This is a genomic window from Hyphomicrobiales bacterium (genome assembly GCA_030688605.1).
Classification (GTDB): domain Bacteria; phylum Pseudomonadota; class Alphaproteobacteria; order Rhizobiales; family NORP267; genus JAUYJB01.
In genome coordinates, this window is record JAUYJB010000027.1 from 1 (window position 1) to 15,962 (window position 15,962).

At 68.5% G+C, this 15,962-nt stretch carries 9 protein-coding genes; 7 read left to right on the forward strand and 2 right to left on the reverse strand.

Going from position 1 to position 15,962, the window contains the following annotated elements; all coding sequences use genetic code 11:
- The 7 genes from ahcY to trxA form a co-directional block, all read left to right on the forward strand.
- Nucleotides 1-1,253: adenosylhomocysteinase (gene ahcY, locus Q8P46_03405; protein MDP2619213.1), on the forward strand; the 1,253-nt coding region annotated here is incomplete at its 5' end.
- 183 nt (nucleotides 1,254-1,436) lie between these two features.
- The gene (locus Q8P46_03410) at nucleotides 1,437-4,010 is read left to right on the forward strand and encodes a PAS-domain containing protein (GenBank protein ID MDP2619214.1); all 2,574 of its coding nucleotides are present in this window, start codon (nucleotides 1,437-1,439) and stop codon (nucleotides 4,008-4,010) included.
- A gap of 56 nt (nucleotides 4,011-4,066) precedes the next feature.
- On the forward strand, nucleotides 4,067-5,602 hold the full coding sequence (gene tsaE / locus Q8P46_03415; GenBank protein ID MDP2619215.1) for a tRNA (adenosine(37)-N6)-threonylcarbamoyltransferase complex ATPase subunit type 1 TsaE: 1,536 nt from the start codon (nucleotides 4,067-4,069) through the stop codon (nucleotides 5,600-5,602).
- Between the two features lie 5 nt (nucleotides 5,603-5,607).
- Nucleotides 5,608-6,348 carry a nucleotidyltransferase family protein gene (locus Q8P46_03420; protein MDP2619216.1) on the forward strand — a complete coding sequence of 247 codons (741 nt, stop codon included), beginning with the start codon at nucleotides 5,608-5,610 and terminating at the stop codon, nucleotides 6,346-6,348.
- Between the two features lie 18 nt (nucleotides 6,349-6,366).
- Nucleotides 6,367-9,492, forward strand: a complete 3,126-nt coding sequence (gene addB / locus Q8P46_03425) for a double-strand break repair protein AddB (protein MDP2619217.1) — start codon at nucleotides 6,367-6,369, stop codon at nucleotides 9,490-9,492.
- Nucleotides 9,489-12,980: a double-strand break repair helicase AddA gene (gene addA, locus Q8P46_03430; protein ID MDP2619218.1), complete on the forward strand. Its 3,492-nt coding sequence runs from the start codon at nucleotides 9,489-9,491 to the stop codon at nucleotides 12,978-12,980. Before addB ends, addA begins: the two co-directional genes overlap by 4 nt.
- A 73-nt stretch (nucleotides 12,981-13,053) precedes the next feature.
- The gene (gene trxA / locus Q8P46_03435; protein ID MDP2619219.1) at nucleotides 13,054-13,374 is read left to right on the forward strand and encodes a thioredoxin; all 321 of its coding nucleotides are present in this window, start codon (nucleotides 13,054-13,056) and stop codon (nucleotides 13,372-13,374) included.
- A 19-nt stretch (nucleotides 13,375-13,393) separates the two neighbouring features.
- On the opposite strand, the gene Q8P46_03440 is transcribed toward trxA, so the two are convergent.
- The gene (locus Q8P46_03440) at nucleotides 13,394-14,698 is read right to left on the reverse strand and encodes a folylpolyglutamate synthase/dihydrofolate synthase family protein (GenBank protein ID MDP2619220.1); all 1,305 of its coding nucleotides are present in this window, start codon (nucleotides 14,696-14,698) and stop codon (nucleotides 13,394-13,396) included.
- A 55-nt stretch (nucleotides 14,699-14,753) separates the two neighbouring features.
- Nucleotides 14,754-15,701: an acetyl-CoA carboxylase, carboxyltransferase subunit beta gene (gene accD / locus Q8P46_03445; protein ID MDP2619221.1), complete on the reverse strand. Its 948-nt coding sequence runs from the start codon at nucleotides 15,699-15,701 to the stop codon at nucleotides 14,754-14,756.
- Between the last annotated feature and the right edge of the window lie 261 nt (nucleotides 15,702-15,962).

Here is a 15,962-nt window from a genome sequence, read left to right on the forward strand (position 1 = left end):
TCACCGGGTCGTTGCACATGACCATCCAGACCGCGGTGCTGATCGAGACCCTGCAGGCGTTGGGGGCCGACGTGCGCTGGGCCTCGTGCAACATCTTCTCCACCCAGGATCACGCCGCCGCCGCCATCGCCGCCGCCGGCACGCCGGTTTACGCCTTCAAGGGCGAATCGCTGAACGACTATTGGGGCTTCGTCGACCGGATTTTCGAGTGGCCCGACGGCAAGACCGCCAACATGATCCTCGACGATGGCGGCGATGCGACGCTTCTGGTCCTGCTCGGCGCCAAGGCGGAAAGCGACCCATCTCTCCTCGCCAACCCGAAGAACGCCGAGGAGGAAGAGCTCTATGCGCGCATCGAAGCGCGGCTTGACGCATCGCCCGGCTGGTTCTCGAAGGTCCAGGAGGCCATCCGCGGCGTCACCGAGGAAACGACGACGGGCGTGCATCGCCTTTACGAGATGCACAAGAAGGGTGAGCTGCCGTTTCCGGCGATCAATGTCAACGATTCGGTCACCAAGTCAAAGTTCGACAACCGGTACGGCTGCCGCGAGTCGCTGGTCGACGGCATCCGCCGCGCCACCGACGTGATGATGGCCGGCAAGGTCGCCGTGGTCTGCGGCTATGGCGATGTCGGCAAGGGCTCGGCGCAGTCGCTGCGCGGCGCCGGCGCGCGCGTCATCGTCACCGAGGTCGACCCGATCTGCGCCTTGCAGGCGGCCATGGAGGGCTTCGACGTCAAGCAGATCGGGGATGCGGTGGCGATCGCGGACATATACGTCACCGCCACCGGCAACAGGGACGTCATCACGCTCGACCATATGCGGGCGATGAAGGACATGGCGATCGTCTGCAACATCGGCCATTTCGACAATGAGATCCAGGTCGAGGCGCTGCGGAATTTCAAATGGACCAACGTCAAGCCGCAGGTCGACATGATCGAGTTCCCCGACGGCAAGCGGATATTGCTGTTGTCCGAGGGCCGGCTGGTCAATCTCGGCAACGCCACGGGCCATCCGAGTTTCGTCATGTCCGCCTCCTTCACCAACCAGGTGCTCGCCCAAATGGAGCTGTGGCAGCACCCGGACCGCTACCAGCGCCAGGTGCATGTGCTCCCCAAGCATCTCGACGAAAAGGTCGCGGCTCTGCATCTCGACAAGCTCGGCGTTCGTCTGACCGAGCTGAGCGCCGCCCAGGCCGCCTATATCGGCGTTTCGCCGCAGGGCCCCTTCAAGCCCGACTATTACCGCTACTAGAGCGGACAATGCGCCACAGCGATTGCCGGTCATATGAGACCATTTGACCGGTCAATGCTTTAGCCGGTGGGCAGAGTCCCCGAATGTGTTTAAATTTCCGAGTGATTCGCCCTGCGCCGTCGGCGCGGGCGGGGGGCTTGTGTCAGGTGGGTATCGAGTTGCGATGGCTGAAGGGGCGCTCACATGTCGGCTCGAGACCGGAGCATATTGGGGCACAGGCTCGCCATTTCCTGTGCCGCCTGCTCGGCTCTTCTGATCATTGCGGGATACGCCGCGGCGGTTTCGGCCGCGCAGGCAAAGGAGCTGCTGGCCGGGCTCGCCGAGCCCTGGTTCGTCTCCGGCCCTACTGACCCGCGTCTGATCGCCAATCTCAGCATCATCCTCGGCCTTGGGGTGGTGCTCCTGGTACTGGCTACGGGCTTCATCGCGGCGCGCCGCAGACTGGCCCGGGTGCTGCGCCGGCAGCGAACCGAGCTGGCGGCGTTGCGCGCCGACCTCGACCGCACCGAGGCGGTGCTCGAGGCGCAGGACCAGCTGAGCATCGTCTATGGCGCCGAAGGGCCCGTCGTTCACGGCAAGCTGACTGGGATCGACGAATTGCCGCGCAACGACGCCGCCATCGTCGCGTTTTACGGCTGGCTGGCGAGCGGATCGGCGCAAACGCTCGACGATCTCATCGCCAAGCTCGCCGAAAACGGCGATGGGTTCGACGCCATCGTCCGCACCAAGGGCGGCCACCGGCTGGAAGCGCAGGGTCGCACGGCCGGCGGCGAAGCGGTGCTGATACTGCGCAACGTCTCCGGCGACCGGCTCGAGCAGATGCAGTTGCACGAGACGGCGGCTGAACTCGACCGCGAACTGTCGGGCCTGCGCGCCCTGCTCGATGCCACCGAGGTGCCGATGTGGTTGCGCGATGCCGACGGTCGCATCACCTGGGTCAATCCCGCCTATGCGCGCGCCGTCGGCGCCCCCGACCCGCAGACCTCGATTGCCCAGAAAAGAGAGCTGCTGGAAGAATCCTCGCGCGCCAGGATCGCCGCCGCGCTCAACGACAATAAGCCGTTCTCGGACACGGTCAGCGCGGTGGTCGGCGGCCAGCGGGTCACCTATGCGGTCAACGCGGTGCATGTCGGGGCCCAGAGCGCGGCGCTGGCCCGCGACATCTCCGAGATCGAGGCGGTGCGCGACGAGCTCAGCCGACACGTCGAGGCCCATGCCCGCACGCTCGACCAGATCGCCACTGCGGTCGCCATCTTCGGGCCGGATCGCAAGCTGCGCTTCTGCAACGCCGCCTATCGCGCCCTGTGGCGGCTCGACGAGCGATGGCTCGACGCGGCTCCCGGCGACGGCGACATTCTGGATGCGCTGCGGGTTTCAGGCCGCCTGCCGGAGCAGGCCGACTACCGCGCCTGGAAGGCCAAGCAGCTCGCCAGCTACACCAGCCTGGAGCCGATCGAGCAATGGTGGCACCTCCCCGACGGCCAGACCCTGCGCGTCGTCGCCGAGCCGCATCCCCAAGGCGGCGTGACCTATCTCTATGACAATGTCACCGAGACCTTGCAGCTGCAAAGCCGCCACAACGCGCTCATGAACGTGCAGCGGGAGACCCTCGACAATCTGAACGAGGGCGTCGCCCTGTTCTCCAGCGACGGCCGGCTGCGCCTGTTCAATTCCGCTTTTGCCAGGCTTTGGCGGCTTGCCCCGAGCCAGCTCGAGGCCGAGCCTCATATCGACGAGGTCATCTCCTGGTCGCGCGTGCTGATGGACAACCCGGAGGCCTGGAACAAGCTCAAGGCCCGGGTCACCTCCCTCGACGAGGGCCGCCAGGGCGAATCGTTCCGTTTCGAGCGGCCGGACGGGACGGTCATGGACTGTCTCACCGTTCCCCTGCCCGGAAGCGATACGCTGGTGACCTTCATGGACGTGACCGACGCCGCCCTTGCCGAGCGGGCACTGCGCGAGCGCAACGAAGCGCTGGAGGCGGCCGACCGCATAAAGACCACCTTCATTCGCCATGTATCCTATGTGCTGCGGGCGCCGCTGACGACGATTACCGGTTATACCGACCTCCTGGCCCGCGACGAGACCGGCCCGCTCACCGACAAGCAGCGCGCATATACCGAGCACGTTCTGACCTCGAGTCATGCGCTCCTGGCCATCATCAACGACATTCTCGACTTGGCCACCATCGACGCCGGCACCATGGAGCTGGATTTCGCCCCGGTCGACCTCAACGCGGTCATGGCGACGGCGGCGCACGGCCTGGGCGATCGCCTGCAGGAAGCCAATGTGGAGCTCGAGATTCAGGACGCCGGCGACATCGGCACCTTCATCGCTGACGCCAAGCGCGTGACCCAGGTTCTGTTCAACCTGCTCGCCAACGCCATCACCTATGCGCGCGCCGGCAGTCGCGTGCGCGTGGCCTGCGCGCGCCGGGGAGACGATGTGCTGCTCTCGGTCACCGACGAGGGAACGGGCATTGCGCCTGAGCTGCAGACGATGATCTTCGAGCGGTTCGAGAGCCATGGCGAGGGCTCAGGCCAGCGCGGCGCCGGATTGGGCCTGTCCATCGTCAAGAGCCTGGTCGAGCTGCATGGCGGCGAAGTGCGACTTGAATCTCAACCCGGCCAGGGCACGACGGTGACCTGTGTGTTTCCGATTTCGCCAGACGTCGCCAAGAGCCGCCGGCACCGCTCTCAAGCCGCCCAGAGCACTTGGCCGGGCGAGAAGGACCGGGCCGCGCGGGCGGACAGCTAGAGCGGTTCCCGCTCAAATGGTTCCATATGACCTGAATCCGGTCTAACACCTCGCCCATGCTGTCGAGTTGGGACCACGACATCGCCTCGGAGAAGGAATTGGCGGGCCTCGCCGAAGCCCTCGCGCCGGCGCTTGACCGCGGCGACGTGATCGCGCTCCTGGGCCCTCTGGGCGCCGGCAAGACCGCCTTTGCCAGGGCCCTCATCCGCACGCTAGCCGCGCCGGAGCCGATCGAGGAGGTGCCGAGCCCGACCTTCACCCTGGTGCAGACCTACGCGCTTGCCCGGTTTCGGCTCGCCCATTTCGACCTTTATCGTCTCGACGACGCCTCCGCCCTCATCGAGCTCGGCTTCGAGGAGGCGCTGGCCGACGGCGTTACGCTCATCGAGTGGCCGGAGCGCGCCGGCAAGATGCTGCCCGGAGAGCGCCTCGAGGTGCAAATCGCGTTCGGCGCCAAGGACGGGGAGCGTCGCGTGCGCCTTGTCGGCTATGGCGGCTGGGCGGCGCGGCTCGACAGGCTGCGCGCCCTTGCCGGCTTCATCGCCGGGGCCAGCTGGGGCGGAGCGCAGCGGCGGCACCTGCATGGCGATGCCTCGCACCGCGCCTATGAGCGGCTCAGCCGTCCCGGCGGCAGCGCCATCCTCATGAACGCGCCGGCACGACCCGACGGACCGCCGCTCCGCGACGGCAAGCCCTACAGCGCCATTGCGCACCTTGCCGAGCATGTCTCAGCGTTCATCGCCATCGACGCGGTGTTGCGTGAAAAGGGCTTCAGCGCACCGGAAATTCTCGCCGCCGACCTCGATCAAGGGTTCGTGCTCATCGAGGATTTCGGCGAGGAGACCTTCCTCTCGCCGGCCGGCGCGCCCTTGCCGGAGCGCTTTGCCGCCGCCGTCGACTTGCTGATCGCCATGCGCGCTCAGTCCTGGCCGGCCCAAGTTAACCTCGGCGCGGGGCGGATCCATCACGTGCCGCCCTATTGCGACGCGGCGCTCGCCGTCGAGACGGAACTCCTGATCGACTGGTTCGCGCCCGCCTTCGGCCCCGGGCCGGTTTCACCGGAGGCCAGAGAAGAATTCTCCGCCCTGTGGTCGGCCGCGTTCGCGATATTGCGCGATGACGCGCCGGCCCTGGTCTTGCGCGACTACCATTCGCCCAACCTGATGTGGCTCGCCGAGCGCAGCGGCATCGCCCGGATCGGCCTCCTCGACTTCCAGGACGCCGTCTTCGGCCACCCGGCCTACGACCTAGTGGCGCTGTTACAAGATGCGCGCGTCGATGTTCCCGAACGTCTCGAATCGATTCTCCTTGACCGCTATGTCGCCGCCGCGCGGCGCGAGAAGGTCTTCGACCCGGACCGTTTCCGCGCCGCCTACCTGCTTCTCGGCGCCCAGCGCAACAGCAAGATCCTGGGGATCTTCACCCGTCTTTCGCGGCGCGACGGCAAGGACGCCTATCTCACCCACCTGCCGCGGGTCGCCCGCTACCTTGCCCGCGATCTCGACCATCCGGCGCTCGCCGACCTCAGGACCTGGTATCGCCGCTTCCTGCCCCAGGCGCTCGATCCTGGCCGGCTCTCGGGGGCCGCGTGATCGCCATGGCGCGGCGTTCCCATGCCACCATCATGCCGCGGACGGCGATGATCCTCGCCGCCGGCAAGGGCCTGCGCATGCTGCCCTTGACTCTGAGGCGGCCGAAGCCGCTCATCGAGCTTGCCGGCAGGGCGCTAATCGACCATGCGCTCGACGCCTTGGAGGACGCCGAGGTCCAGCGCGTTATCGTCAATATCCACCATCTGGGCGAACAGGTCATCGCGCATTTGCGCGGCTGGTCCTATCCCGAGATCGTGATCTCCGACGAGCGCGACGGGCTTCTCGACACCGGCGGCGGCATCGCCCGCGCCCTGCCGCTGATCGGGAGGCGCCCCTTCTACCTGCTCAATTCGGATTCGATCTGGCGCGACGGCCGCGGTTCCGCGCTCTATCGGCTCGCCGACGCCTTCGACGCCAGGCTCATGGACGCACTCCTGCTGCTGGTGCCGCCCGCGTGCGGCACCGGCTATGCTGGTCGCGGCGATTTCGTGCGCGCCGCCGACGGCCGGCTGCGGCGGCGCGGAGAGACCGACCGCGACGCCCTGGTCTATATGGGGGTCGGCCTGATCCATCCGCGACTTTTTGCCGGCGCGTCGCAGGGCGCATTTTCCCTGAACGTCCTTTTCGACCAGGCGATCGCCAAGGGACGGCTGCACGGCCTCGTCCACGAGGGCGACTGGATGCATATCGGATCGCCGGCGGCACTCGAGCAAGCCGAGGAACGCCTTGCGGCCAACCGCGCTTGAGCCGAGACTGATTAGGTCATGCTGAAAACCGGCCGCGGCCCCAACGTCCTGACCGTCCCGTCCGGCGCGGCGTTCCTGGAACGGCTTGCCGGCGCGCTCAGGGACGGCACGCTGTTTCCCGGCATCGGCGATGCGGCAAATCCCTTTGCGCTCGCCGACGTTCTGGTGCTGGTGCCGACGCGCCGCGCCTGCCGCGCCTTCGCCGACGCGCTCGTGCAACAAGCCGCGGCCGGGCCGTCGATCCTGCCGCGCATCCGTGCCCTCGGCGATATCGACGTCGCCGACCTCGCCTTCGACCCCGACCTGGTGCCGGACTTCCCGGCCGACTCCGCAGCTACGGACGCGCTGGGTCCGGCGATCGGCACCCTCGACCGCCAGCTCCTGCTGACGCGGCTTGTGGAACGATGGGGCGCCTCGGCCGCGGCATCGGTCCTGGAGCTTGCCGAGGATGAAGCACCGCTGATCCCCGGCTCTCCGGCCATGGCGGCGCGGCTTGCCGCCGAACTTGCCCGCCTGATCGACGCGATGGAGACGGAAGGCATCGACTTTGCCCGGCTCGGCGAGGTCGTCCCCGACGGCTTTGCCCGCTACTGGCAGATCGCGCTCGCCTTTCTCGAGATCGTCAGCGAGACCTGGCCGAGAATCCTCGCCGAGCGCGGCCTTGTCTCGCCGGCGGCGCGGCGCAACGCGCTGATCGAAGCGGAAGCCGCGCGTCTTGCCCGCATCCGCCCCACGACCCCCATCATCGCCGCCGGCTCGACGGGCAGCATTCCGGCGACGGCGCGGCTGTTGGGCGTCATCGCCGGCCTGCCCAACGGGGCCGTCATCCTTCCCGGCCTCGACCGGGACTGCGACGACGGCGACTGGGCCGAAATCCTCACCACCCCGTCGCACCCTCAGCACGGCATGGCCCGCCTGCTTGCCGGCATGGGCGCCGAGCGCAAGCACGTACGCCCCCTCGGCGCGGCGCCGCAAAGCGCGGCGAGCCGGGCCCGGACCCGGCTGTCGGCCGCCGCGCTGCGGCCCGCCGAACGCACCGCGACTTGGGCCGCCGAGGCATCGGCTGCAACATCCGATCTTGCCGACGCGCTTTCGGGCCTCACCTATGTCTGCGCCCGCACCGTCGAGGAGGAGGCGCTCGCCATCGCCTTGATGATGCGCGAGGCAGCCGAAGACCCCAAGCGCACGGCGGCCCTGATAAGCCCCGACCGCGGCCTTGCCCGCCGGGTGCAGGCCGAGCTTGCCCGCTGGGATATCGCCGTCGACGATTCCGCCGGCACGCCGCTTGCCTTGACCGCGCCGGGCCTGTTCGCGCGCCACACCGCCGCGCTTGTCGCCGACGGATTGGAGCCGGTTCTCCTGCTCTCGCTCCTCAAGCATCCATTGGCCCGCCTCGGCATGGCGCCCGAGACGCTGCGGCGCGCGGCCAGGGTTCTGGAAATCGCGGTCTTGCGCGGGCCGCGGCCCGAGCCGAGCGTAGACGGGCTCAAACGCGCCGTGGAGGCCGCGCGGGCGGCCATCGAGAAGGGGGAAGAGAAAGACGCGGCGCGGCGACGCCTGAGCGCGGCTGACTGGGCGGTTGCGGAAAGGCTCCTGGCTCAGCTTGCGGCCGCCATGGGCCGCATCGATCTTGCAGCCGGCGACGTGCAGGCGGCGCGGTTCGTGGAGGCACACAGGACGCTGTGCGAAGCCTTCGCCGCCGACCAGACCGGCAGCACCCAGACGCTGTTCGAGCAACCGGCGGGCGAAGCGCTGGCGGCGCTGTTCGACGCCCTTGCCGGCGGCATCGACCCCGGTTGGACGATCCACCGTTCCGACTATCCGGGCCTGTTCGCCGCGCTCGCCGCCGGCCGGCCGGTGCGTCCGCAACGCCCCGCCCATCCGCGCTTGCACATTCTGGGCCTCCTCGAAGCGCGGCTTCTGCGCTTCGACCTCGTCATCCTTGGCGGCCTCAATGAAGGCACCTGGCCGGCCGACACGCGCACCGACCCGTGGCTCAGCCGCGCCATGCGCGAAAAGCTTGGCCTGCCGGCGCCGGAGCGGCGCATCGGCCTTGCCGCCCACGATTTCGCCCAAGGTTTCGCGGCACCCGAGGTCGTGCTGACTCGCGCCGAGCGCGTCAACGGCGACCCGAGCGTCGAATCGCGCTTTCTGTTGCGCCTCGACGCGGTGCTGCAGCCGGCCGGAGGGCTTAAGGCGCTGCAGCGCACCGGCGAGCCGTGGCTTAAGCTTGCCCGCCGTCTCGATGATCCGGGCCGGTGGCAGCCGATCCCGGCGCCTGCCCCCCGGCCGCCGGTCGCGAGCCGGCCGCGCAAGCTCTCGGTCACCGAGATCGAGACCTGGATCCGCGACCCTTACGCGATCTACGCCAAGCATGTGCTGAAGCTCGAACCGCTCGATCCGCTCGACGAGGCGCTCGACGCCGCCGATCGCGGCGCGCTTGTTCACGATGTGCTGCATCGCTTCTTCCGCGACGGCGGCGCGGCGGACGCGGACTTGGCTTTCGACCGGCTCAGGGATATCGGCCGGGGCCTGTTCGCCGGACTTCCCGACGCCCCGGAGGTCAAGGCCTTCTGGTGGCGGCGTTTCTTGCGCGCGGCCGCCTGGTTCGCACGGTTCCATGCCGAGGAGGCGGGCACGATTTCGCGTTCCTTCACCGAATTGCGCGGCGAGATCGAGGTCGCCGGACCGGCCGGTCCCTTCCGTTTGAGCGCCCGGGCCGACCGCATCGACGTGCGCGCGGACGGCACGCTGGCGATCCTCGACTACAAGACCGGGCAGGTCCCGTCCGGCAGTCAGGTGGCATCCGGATTGAGCCCGCAGCTTTCGCTCGAAGCGGCCATTGCGCTTGAGGGCGGCTTCGACGAAGCGGGCCTGCCGAGGGCCTCTGTCAGCCGTCTTGCCTATATCTCGCTGTCGGGCGCGACGCCGCCGGGCGCGGTGCGCGAGATCGCCGACAAGACGCCGCAGGACCTTGCCGCTGAAGCGCTCGAGGGCCTTAAACGGAAAGTCGCTGGCTTCGACGATCCGCAAACGCCCTATCTGTCGCGCCCGCACCCCATGTTCCTGTCGCGTTTCGGGCCTTACGACCATCTTGCCCGCGTCAAGGAATGGTCGCGCCAGGGCGACGGTAGCGGCGAATGAGCGTTTCTCCCATCCGCGGCGGGCCGACGCCGGATCAGACAACGGCCAGCGATCCGGCCCATTCCGCCTGGGTCAGCGCGTCGGCCGGCTCCGGCAAGACCTTCGTGCTGGCGCGCCGGGTGCTGCGGCTGTTGCGCCGCGGCGTCGATCCCGGCCGCATCTTGTGCCTGACATTCACCCGTGCGGCCGCCGCCGAGATGGCCAAGCGGGTCTTCGCCGACCTCGGCAAGTGGGCGACGATGAGCGACAAGGCGCTCGTCAAGGAACTCGCGGACCTGGAGCGGCGGCCGCCGCAGCCGGAAGATCTGAATGAGGCGCGCAAGCTGTTCGCCCGAGCGCTGGAGACGCCGGGCGGCATCAAGATCCAGACCATCCACGCCTTCGCCGAGCGGGTGCTGCACCAGTTTCCCTTCGAGGCCAATGTGGCGGCGCATTTCGACGTGCTCGACGAGGCGACCGCAGCCGATCTGCAGGACCGCGCCGAAGCCGCGGTGATCGCCGGGGCCGCCCGTGACTCCGGCGGGCCGTTGGCCGCGGCCCTCGATACGCTCGCGAGCTTCAGCGGCGAAATCCAGTTCTCCAAACTCGTCAGCGCCGTGGTGAGCGAACGCGAGACGCTGCGGCGCTGGATCCGCGAGCAGGGCGACCTTGACGCCGCCCTGGACGATCTCGCCATGGCGCTCGGCGTCGACCCGAACGACGATCCGGCGGCATTGAAGCAGAGCATCGCCAACTCGCCGCTGTTCCCGCCATCGGACTGGCCGGCGGCCATCGACGCGCTGATGTCCTCCGGCGCCAAGACCGACGCCGATCGCGCCGGCGATCTTGCCCGCGCCCTTGCCGCCGGCGGCGAAGCGCGCAGCGAAGCCTATCAGTCGGTCTTCTTCACCGGCCAGGGCAAGCCGCGGACACGGCTGATGACCAAGACTCTGGCCGACGCGCATCCGGACCTCGCCGTCCGGCTCGCCGACGAGCACGAGCGCCTGGCCGCCATCGTCGAGCAGTTGCGCTCCCAGGAGGCCCATGCCGCCAGCGCCGCCCTGTTCCGCCTTGCCGACGCGGTGCTCGACCGTTACGCCGCGCTCAAACAGGCGCGCGGCCTGCTCGACTATGACGATCTCATCGCCAAGACCCATGCGCTTCTGACCCGCGTCGAGGCCGCCCAGTGGGTGCTCTACAAGCTCGATGGCGGCATCGACCACATTCTGATCGACGAGGCGCAGGACACGAGCCCGCAACAATGGGAGATCGTCCGCATGCTCGCCGAAGAAGGGCTTGCCGGCGAAGGCGCGCGCGAGGCGGAGCGGACGCTGTTCGCGGTCGGCGACGAGAAGCAATCGATCTACTCCTTCCAGGGCGCCGACCCGGTCAAATTCGACGAGATGCGGCGCTATTTCGAGCGCCGCGTCGGCGAGGCCGGCCGCCCCTGGGCCCGCGTGCCGCTGACCGTCTCCTTCCGGTCCGGCCCGGCCGTCCTGGAGGCGGTCGACCGCGTCTTCGCGGCGCCCGAGGCGCGCGAGGGGCTCGCGGCCGGTGCGACGCCGGTCGTGCACGAGCCGGTTCGCGACAAGGCGCCGGGCCTGGTCGAGCTGTGGGCGCCGGAAACGGCGGAGCCGAGAACGACGCCCGATCCCTGGGATGCTCCGCTCGACCGCTTCGACTCTGAAAGCCCGCGCGCGCGCTTGGCAATCAGGATCGCCGCCACCATCGCCGGCTGGAGGACGGACAAGACGTTGCTGCAGAGCCAGGGCCGGCCGATCGCGCCCGGCGACATTCTGATCCTGGTCCGGCGGCGTAACGAGTTCGTCGACGCGCTGGTCGCCGCCCTGCGGGCGAAGAACATTCCCGTCGCCGGCGCCGACCGGCTGGTGCTGCGGGATCATATCGCGGTGATGGATCTTCTCGCCGCCGCTGACGTGGCGCTGCTGCCGGAAGACGATCTTTCGCTTGCAACGGTCCTGAAAAGCCCGCTCGTCGGGCTCGACGAAGAGCGGCTGTTTGCGCTTTGCGCGAACCGGACCGGCACGCTGTGGCAGGCGCTCGAGGCGGGCCGCGCCGAAGCGCCATACCCGGACGCCTTCGCGTTCGTCTCGCAATTGCGGGCAAGGGCCGACTTCGGGCCGCCTTTCGCCTTTTTTGCAGCCGTTCTCGGCCCCATGAAGGGGCGGCGCAAGCTCCTGTCGCGGCTCGGCCCGGAAGCCGCCGACGCGCTCGATGAATTCCTCAATCTGGCGCTCGCCTATGAGCGGGGCGCGGCGGCGAGCCTGCAGGGCTTCGTGCAGTGGATGCGCGGCCAATCGGCCGATATCAAGCGCAACATGGAGCAGGCAAAGGGCGAGGTGCGCATCATGACCGTGCACGGCGCCAAGGGCCTGGAAGCGCCGATCGTGTTTCTGCCGGATACCTGCGAGGTGCCGGGCGGGCGCCACGACGGGCCGCTGTTCACTCTCGAGGCGCCGAGCCGCGTGCCCGGCGCCGCCGCGCCGCTGGTCTGGGCGCCGGGCAAACAGGAGACCCAGCCGCAGGCGGTGCAAGCGGCGCGCGAGCGCGTCCGCGCCGCGCAGATGGCCGAGTATCGCCGCCTCCTCTATGTCGCCATGACGCGGGCCGAGGACTGCCTCTATGTCTGCGGCGCACAGGCCACCAAGACCTTGCCCGAGGGATGCTGGTACGAGCTGATCGCCAACGCCCTGCGGCCGGTGCTGACGCCGCTCGCCGGCAAGAGCGGCGAAGAGCCGGTCGCCTGGCAATTCGCGCGCGGCACGGCTGCCGCGGCTGGACCATTCGTTGCCGAAGAGGCCGAGCCGGAGGAGGAATTGCCGAACTGGGCACGGCGCCCCGCGCCGCAGCCGGGGCCGGCGGCGATCCCCCTCATCCCCTCCGCCATGATCGAGGCGGGCGAGGAACGCGGGCCGCAGCACCTGGGCACCGAGGCCGCGACGCGGGCGGCGGCGCTTGCCCGCGGCAATCTGATCCACCGCCTGCTCGAACGCCTGCCTGAGGTGGCGGCCGCGGCGCGGCCGCAGGCCGCGTTGCAGCTCTTGCAGCGGTTCGCCCCCGAGCTTGCCGACGCCGAGCGCCGGCAGATCGCCGAGGAGGTCCTCGCCCTCATCGGCCATGTCGACCTCGCCCCGCTGTTCGGGCCGGACAGCCGCGCCGAGGTTTCCATTGGCGGCCCGATCGGACGCGATGCGCAGAGCGGCCGGCCTATCATGATCTCCGGCCAGATCGACCGTTTGGTCGTGCGTGAGGACGCCGTTCTGATCGCCGACTTCAAGACCAACCGGCAGGTGCCGGCGAGCGCCGGGGAAGCCCCGCGCGCCTATGTCGCGCAGCTTGCCGCCTACCGCGCGGCGCTGCAAAAGCTGTTTCCCGGAAAGACCATAGAGGCGCTCATCATATGGACCGCCGGCCCCGTCGCGATGCCGATGCCGGGCGCACTTCTGGACCAGGCGGTGAAAGCGCATGATCGGGTGAACGCACCTTGACGCCAAGCACAGGCCTACCTACGTTGCGGGCCGAACCGAGCCCCGACGGGCGCACGAATCAAACGAGGATTCCATGGCAGCAGAGCAGGTGTCGGACGCAACCTTCGAGGCCGACGTCTTGGCCTCCGGCACGCCGGTGGTGGTCGACTTCTGGGCGGAATGGTGCGCCCCGTGCCGGCAGATTTCCCCGGCGCTCGAGGAGATCGCCGGCGAGATGGCCGGTCAAATCAAGATTGCCAAGATCAATATCGACGACAACCCGAACACGCCGTCGAGATACGGAGTGCGCGCCATCCCGACGCTGATGCTGTTCAAGGACGGTCAGGTCGCCGGCACCCAGGTCGGCGTGCAGCCGAAAAGCCGGCTCATCGATTGGATCAAGCAGTCGATCTAGTTTTTCAACAGACAAGATTCTAACCGCGATAGGCCGCGAGCACCCGGCCGGCGAGGTAGAGCGAGCCGCAGATCAGGATGCGCGGCGCGGTCGGGCCCTGTCCGGCGCGGGCGAGCGCCTGCTCGAGGCTCGCCGCCGGCTCGGCGGTCAGGCCGGCCGCGCGCGCGATCTTGGCGAGCTCAAGCGACGGTATCGCGTTTTTCTCCGCCGGGATGGCCAGCGTCACGACGCGTTCGGCAAGGCCCGCGAACGGCCTCAGAAACCCGGCCGCATCCTTGGTGTTGATCATCCCGCAGACCAGAACGAGCGGCCGCGACACCCGCTCCTCGAGCTCCGACATGGCCTGCGCCAGGACGACGCCGGCGGCCGGGTTGTGGCCGCCGTCAAGCCACAGCTCGGCCTCCGTCGGCACGTCCGCGCGCATCCTTTCCGGGTCGAGCCGCTGCAGGCGCGCCGGCCATTCGGCGCGCCCGAGGCCTGCATCGATGACGGCCGGATCGAGCCGCGAGCCCATCAGCACCCGCACCGTCTCGATGGCGGCACCGGCATTGTCGATCTGATGCCGGCCGGGCAGGCGCGGCAGATCGAGGTCGAACAGGCCCGTGTCGTCCTGGAAGATCAGCCGGCCGTGCTGCTCGTAGACCTGCCAGTCCTGGCCGCAGATGAACAGCGGGCTGTGCCGGCGCGCGGCTTGCGTGCGGATCACGGCGAGCGCCGCATCGCTCTGCGCGGCGACGACGCACGGCACGTCGGGTTTCAGAATGCCGGCCTTCTCGAAGGCGATCTCTTCGATGCTATCGCCCAGGAATTGCTGATGATCCAGCGCCACCGGCGTAATCACGCTGACGGCGGGCCTGTCGATGACATTGGTCGCGTCGAGCCGACCGCCGAGACCGACCTCGAGGATGAGATAGTCGGCCGGATGGCGGGCAAACAGCATCAGCGCCGCCGCGGTGGTGATCTCGAAGAAGGTGATCGGGGCGCCGTCATTGACCTTCTCGCAGAAGCCGAGCGCCTCGGTGAGTTCCTCCTCGGCAACGAAGTTGCTGCCGTCGGAATAGGCGAGCCTGATGCGCTCGTGAAAGCGCACCAGATGCGGCGAGGTATAGACGTGGACGCGCTTGTCCGCCGCCTCCAGGATCGCGCGGCAATAGGCGGCGACCGAGCCCTTGGCGTTGGTTCCGCCGATATGGATCACCGGCGCCGTCCGCCGCTCCGGATGACCGAGCGCCTCAAGCAGGCGCTCGATGCGCTCCAGGGAGAGGTCGATCTGCTTGGGATGCAGCGACAAGAGCCGCTCGAGAATGACGTCGCTGTGCTGCATGTTCGGAGCCTGAAATCCTGGCGCGGTTACGACCGCGGTCGCGCCTGCCTGCGGATCACTTGTCGGGGTGCGACCCGGCATCCTCGCCGTCGGAGACGAGCGCCACCGCGGTCCCCTCCCCGACTTCGCTCATCGGATATTCGGCCTCCAGCACCGGCTGCTTGGTGAGCAACCGGCACAGCCGGCTCAACGTCGCGCGCAATTCGTGGCGATGAACGACCATGTCGATCATGCCGTGCTCCCAGAGATATTCCGAGCGCTGGAAGCCCTCCGGCAGCTTCTCGCGGATGGTCTGCTCGATCACCCGCGGGCCGGCAAAACCGATCAGCGCGCCGGGCTCGGCGATGTGAATGTCGCCGAGCATGGCGTAAGAGGCGGTGACCCCGCCGGTGGTCGGGTTGGTCAGCACCACCAGATAGGGCAGTCCCGCCTCGCGCAGCTCCTGCACGGCGACCGTCGTGCGCGGCATCTGCATCAACGACAGAACGCCTTCCTGCATGCGCGCGCCGCCGGAGGCCGTAAACATGATGAACGGGCACTCGCGCCCAACCGCCGCCTCGATGCCGGTGATCACCGCCTCGCCCGCCGCCATGCCCAGGGAGCCGCCGAGGAAATCGAAATCCTGCACGCCGACGACGACGGTCAGGCTGTCGAGTGGACCGATGCCGAGCTTGACGGCGTCTTGAAGACCGGTCTTGCTGCGGGCGTCCTTCAGCCGATCGACATAGCGGCGCTCGTCGCGGAACTTGAGCGGGTCGACGGGCACCTCCGGCAGCGCGATCTCCTCGAACTTGCCGTCGTCGAACAGCCAATTCAGCCGCGCCTTGGCGCCCATGCGCATGTGATAGCCGGACCCGGGTATCACGAACTGGTTCGCCTCCAGGTCGCGATGGAAGACCATCTGACCGGTCTCCGGGCATTTCACCCACAGATTGTCCGGCAGCTCCCGCTTGCGCAGGATGCCGCGGATTTTCGGCCTGACGACGTTGTTGATCCAGTTCACGGCAATCTGCCCTTACGGTTCTCTCGGCAAGGTCCTGGCGCGATACTAGAGCGGTTCATGGTTATAGGGAACCATATGGACCTGCGATCCTGAACTTTCGAGGGCGCTCAGCCCGGCGGGCGGGCACGCGCCGTTCCTCCCGCCGCCCTTGGGGGCGCGAGGGTATGAGGGGAGGCGGGGCGATTCGGCACCGCGATCTAATTTTTTTAGCGGCGCGTCAACGCCCCGCCAGCGGTGTTTTTCCGTTCATCCGTTCGCGTC

Bases quoted from the DNA above. Each gene is read 5' to 3' on its own strand.
- Q8P46_03410 (MDP2619214.1), top strand. From the start codon at position 1,437: ATGTCGGCTCGAGACCGGAGCATATTGGGGCACAGGCTCGCCATTTCC.
- Q8P46_03420 (MDP2619216.1), top strand. From the start codon at position 5,608: ATGGCGCGGCGTTCCCATGCCACCATCATGCCGCGGACGGCGATGATC.
- Q8P46_03440 (MDP2619220.1), bottom strand. From the start codon at position 14,698: ATGCAGCACAGCGACGTCATTCTCGAGCGGCTCTTGTCGCTGCATCCC.
- addA (MDP2619218.1), top strand. From the start codon at position 9,489: ATGAGCGTTTCTCCCATCCGCGGCGGGCCGACGCCGGATCAGACAACG.
- addB (MDP2619217.1), top strand. From the start codon at position 6,367: ATGCTGAAAACCGGCCGCGGCCCCAACGTCCTGACCGTCCCGTCCGGC.
- tsaE (MDP2619215.1), top strand. From the start codon at position 4,067: ATGCTGTCGAGTTGGGACCACGACATCGCCTCGGAGAAGGAATTGGCG.
- trxA (MDP2619219.1), top strand. From the start codon at position 13,054: ATGGCAGCAGAGCAGGTGTCGGACGCAACCTTCGAGGCCGACGTCTTG.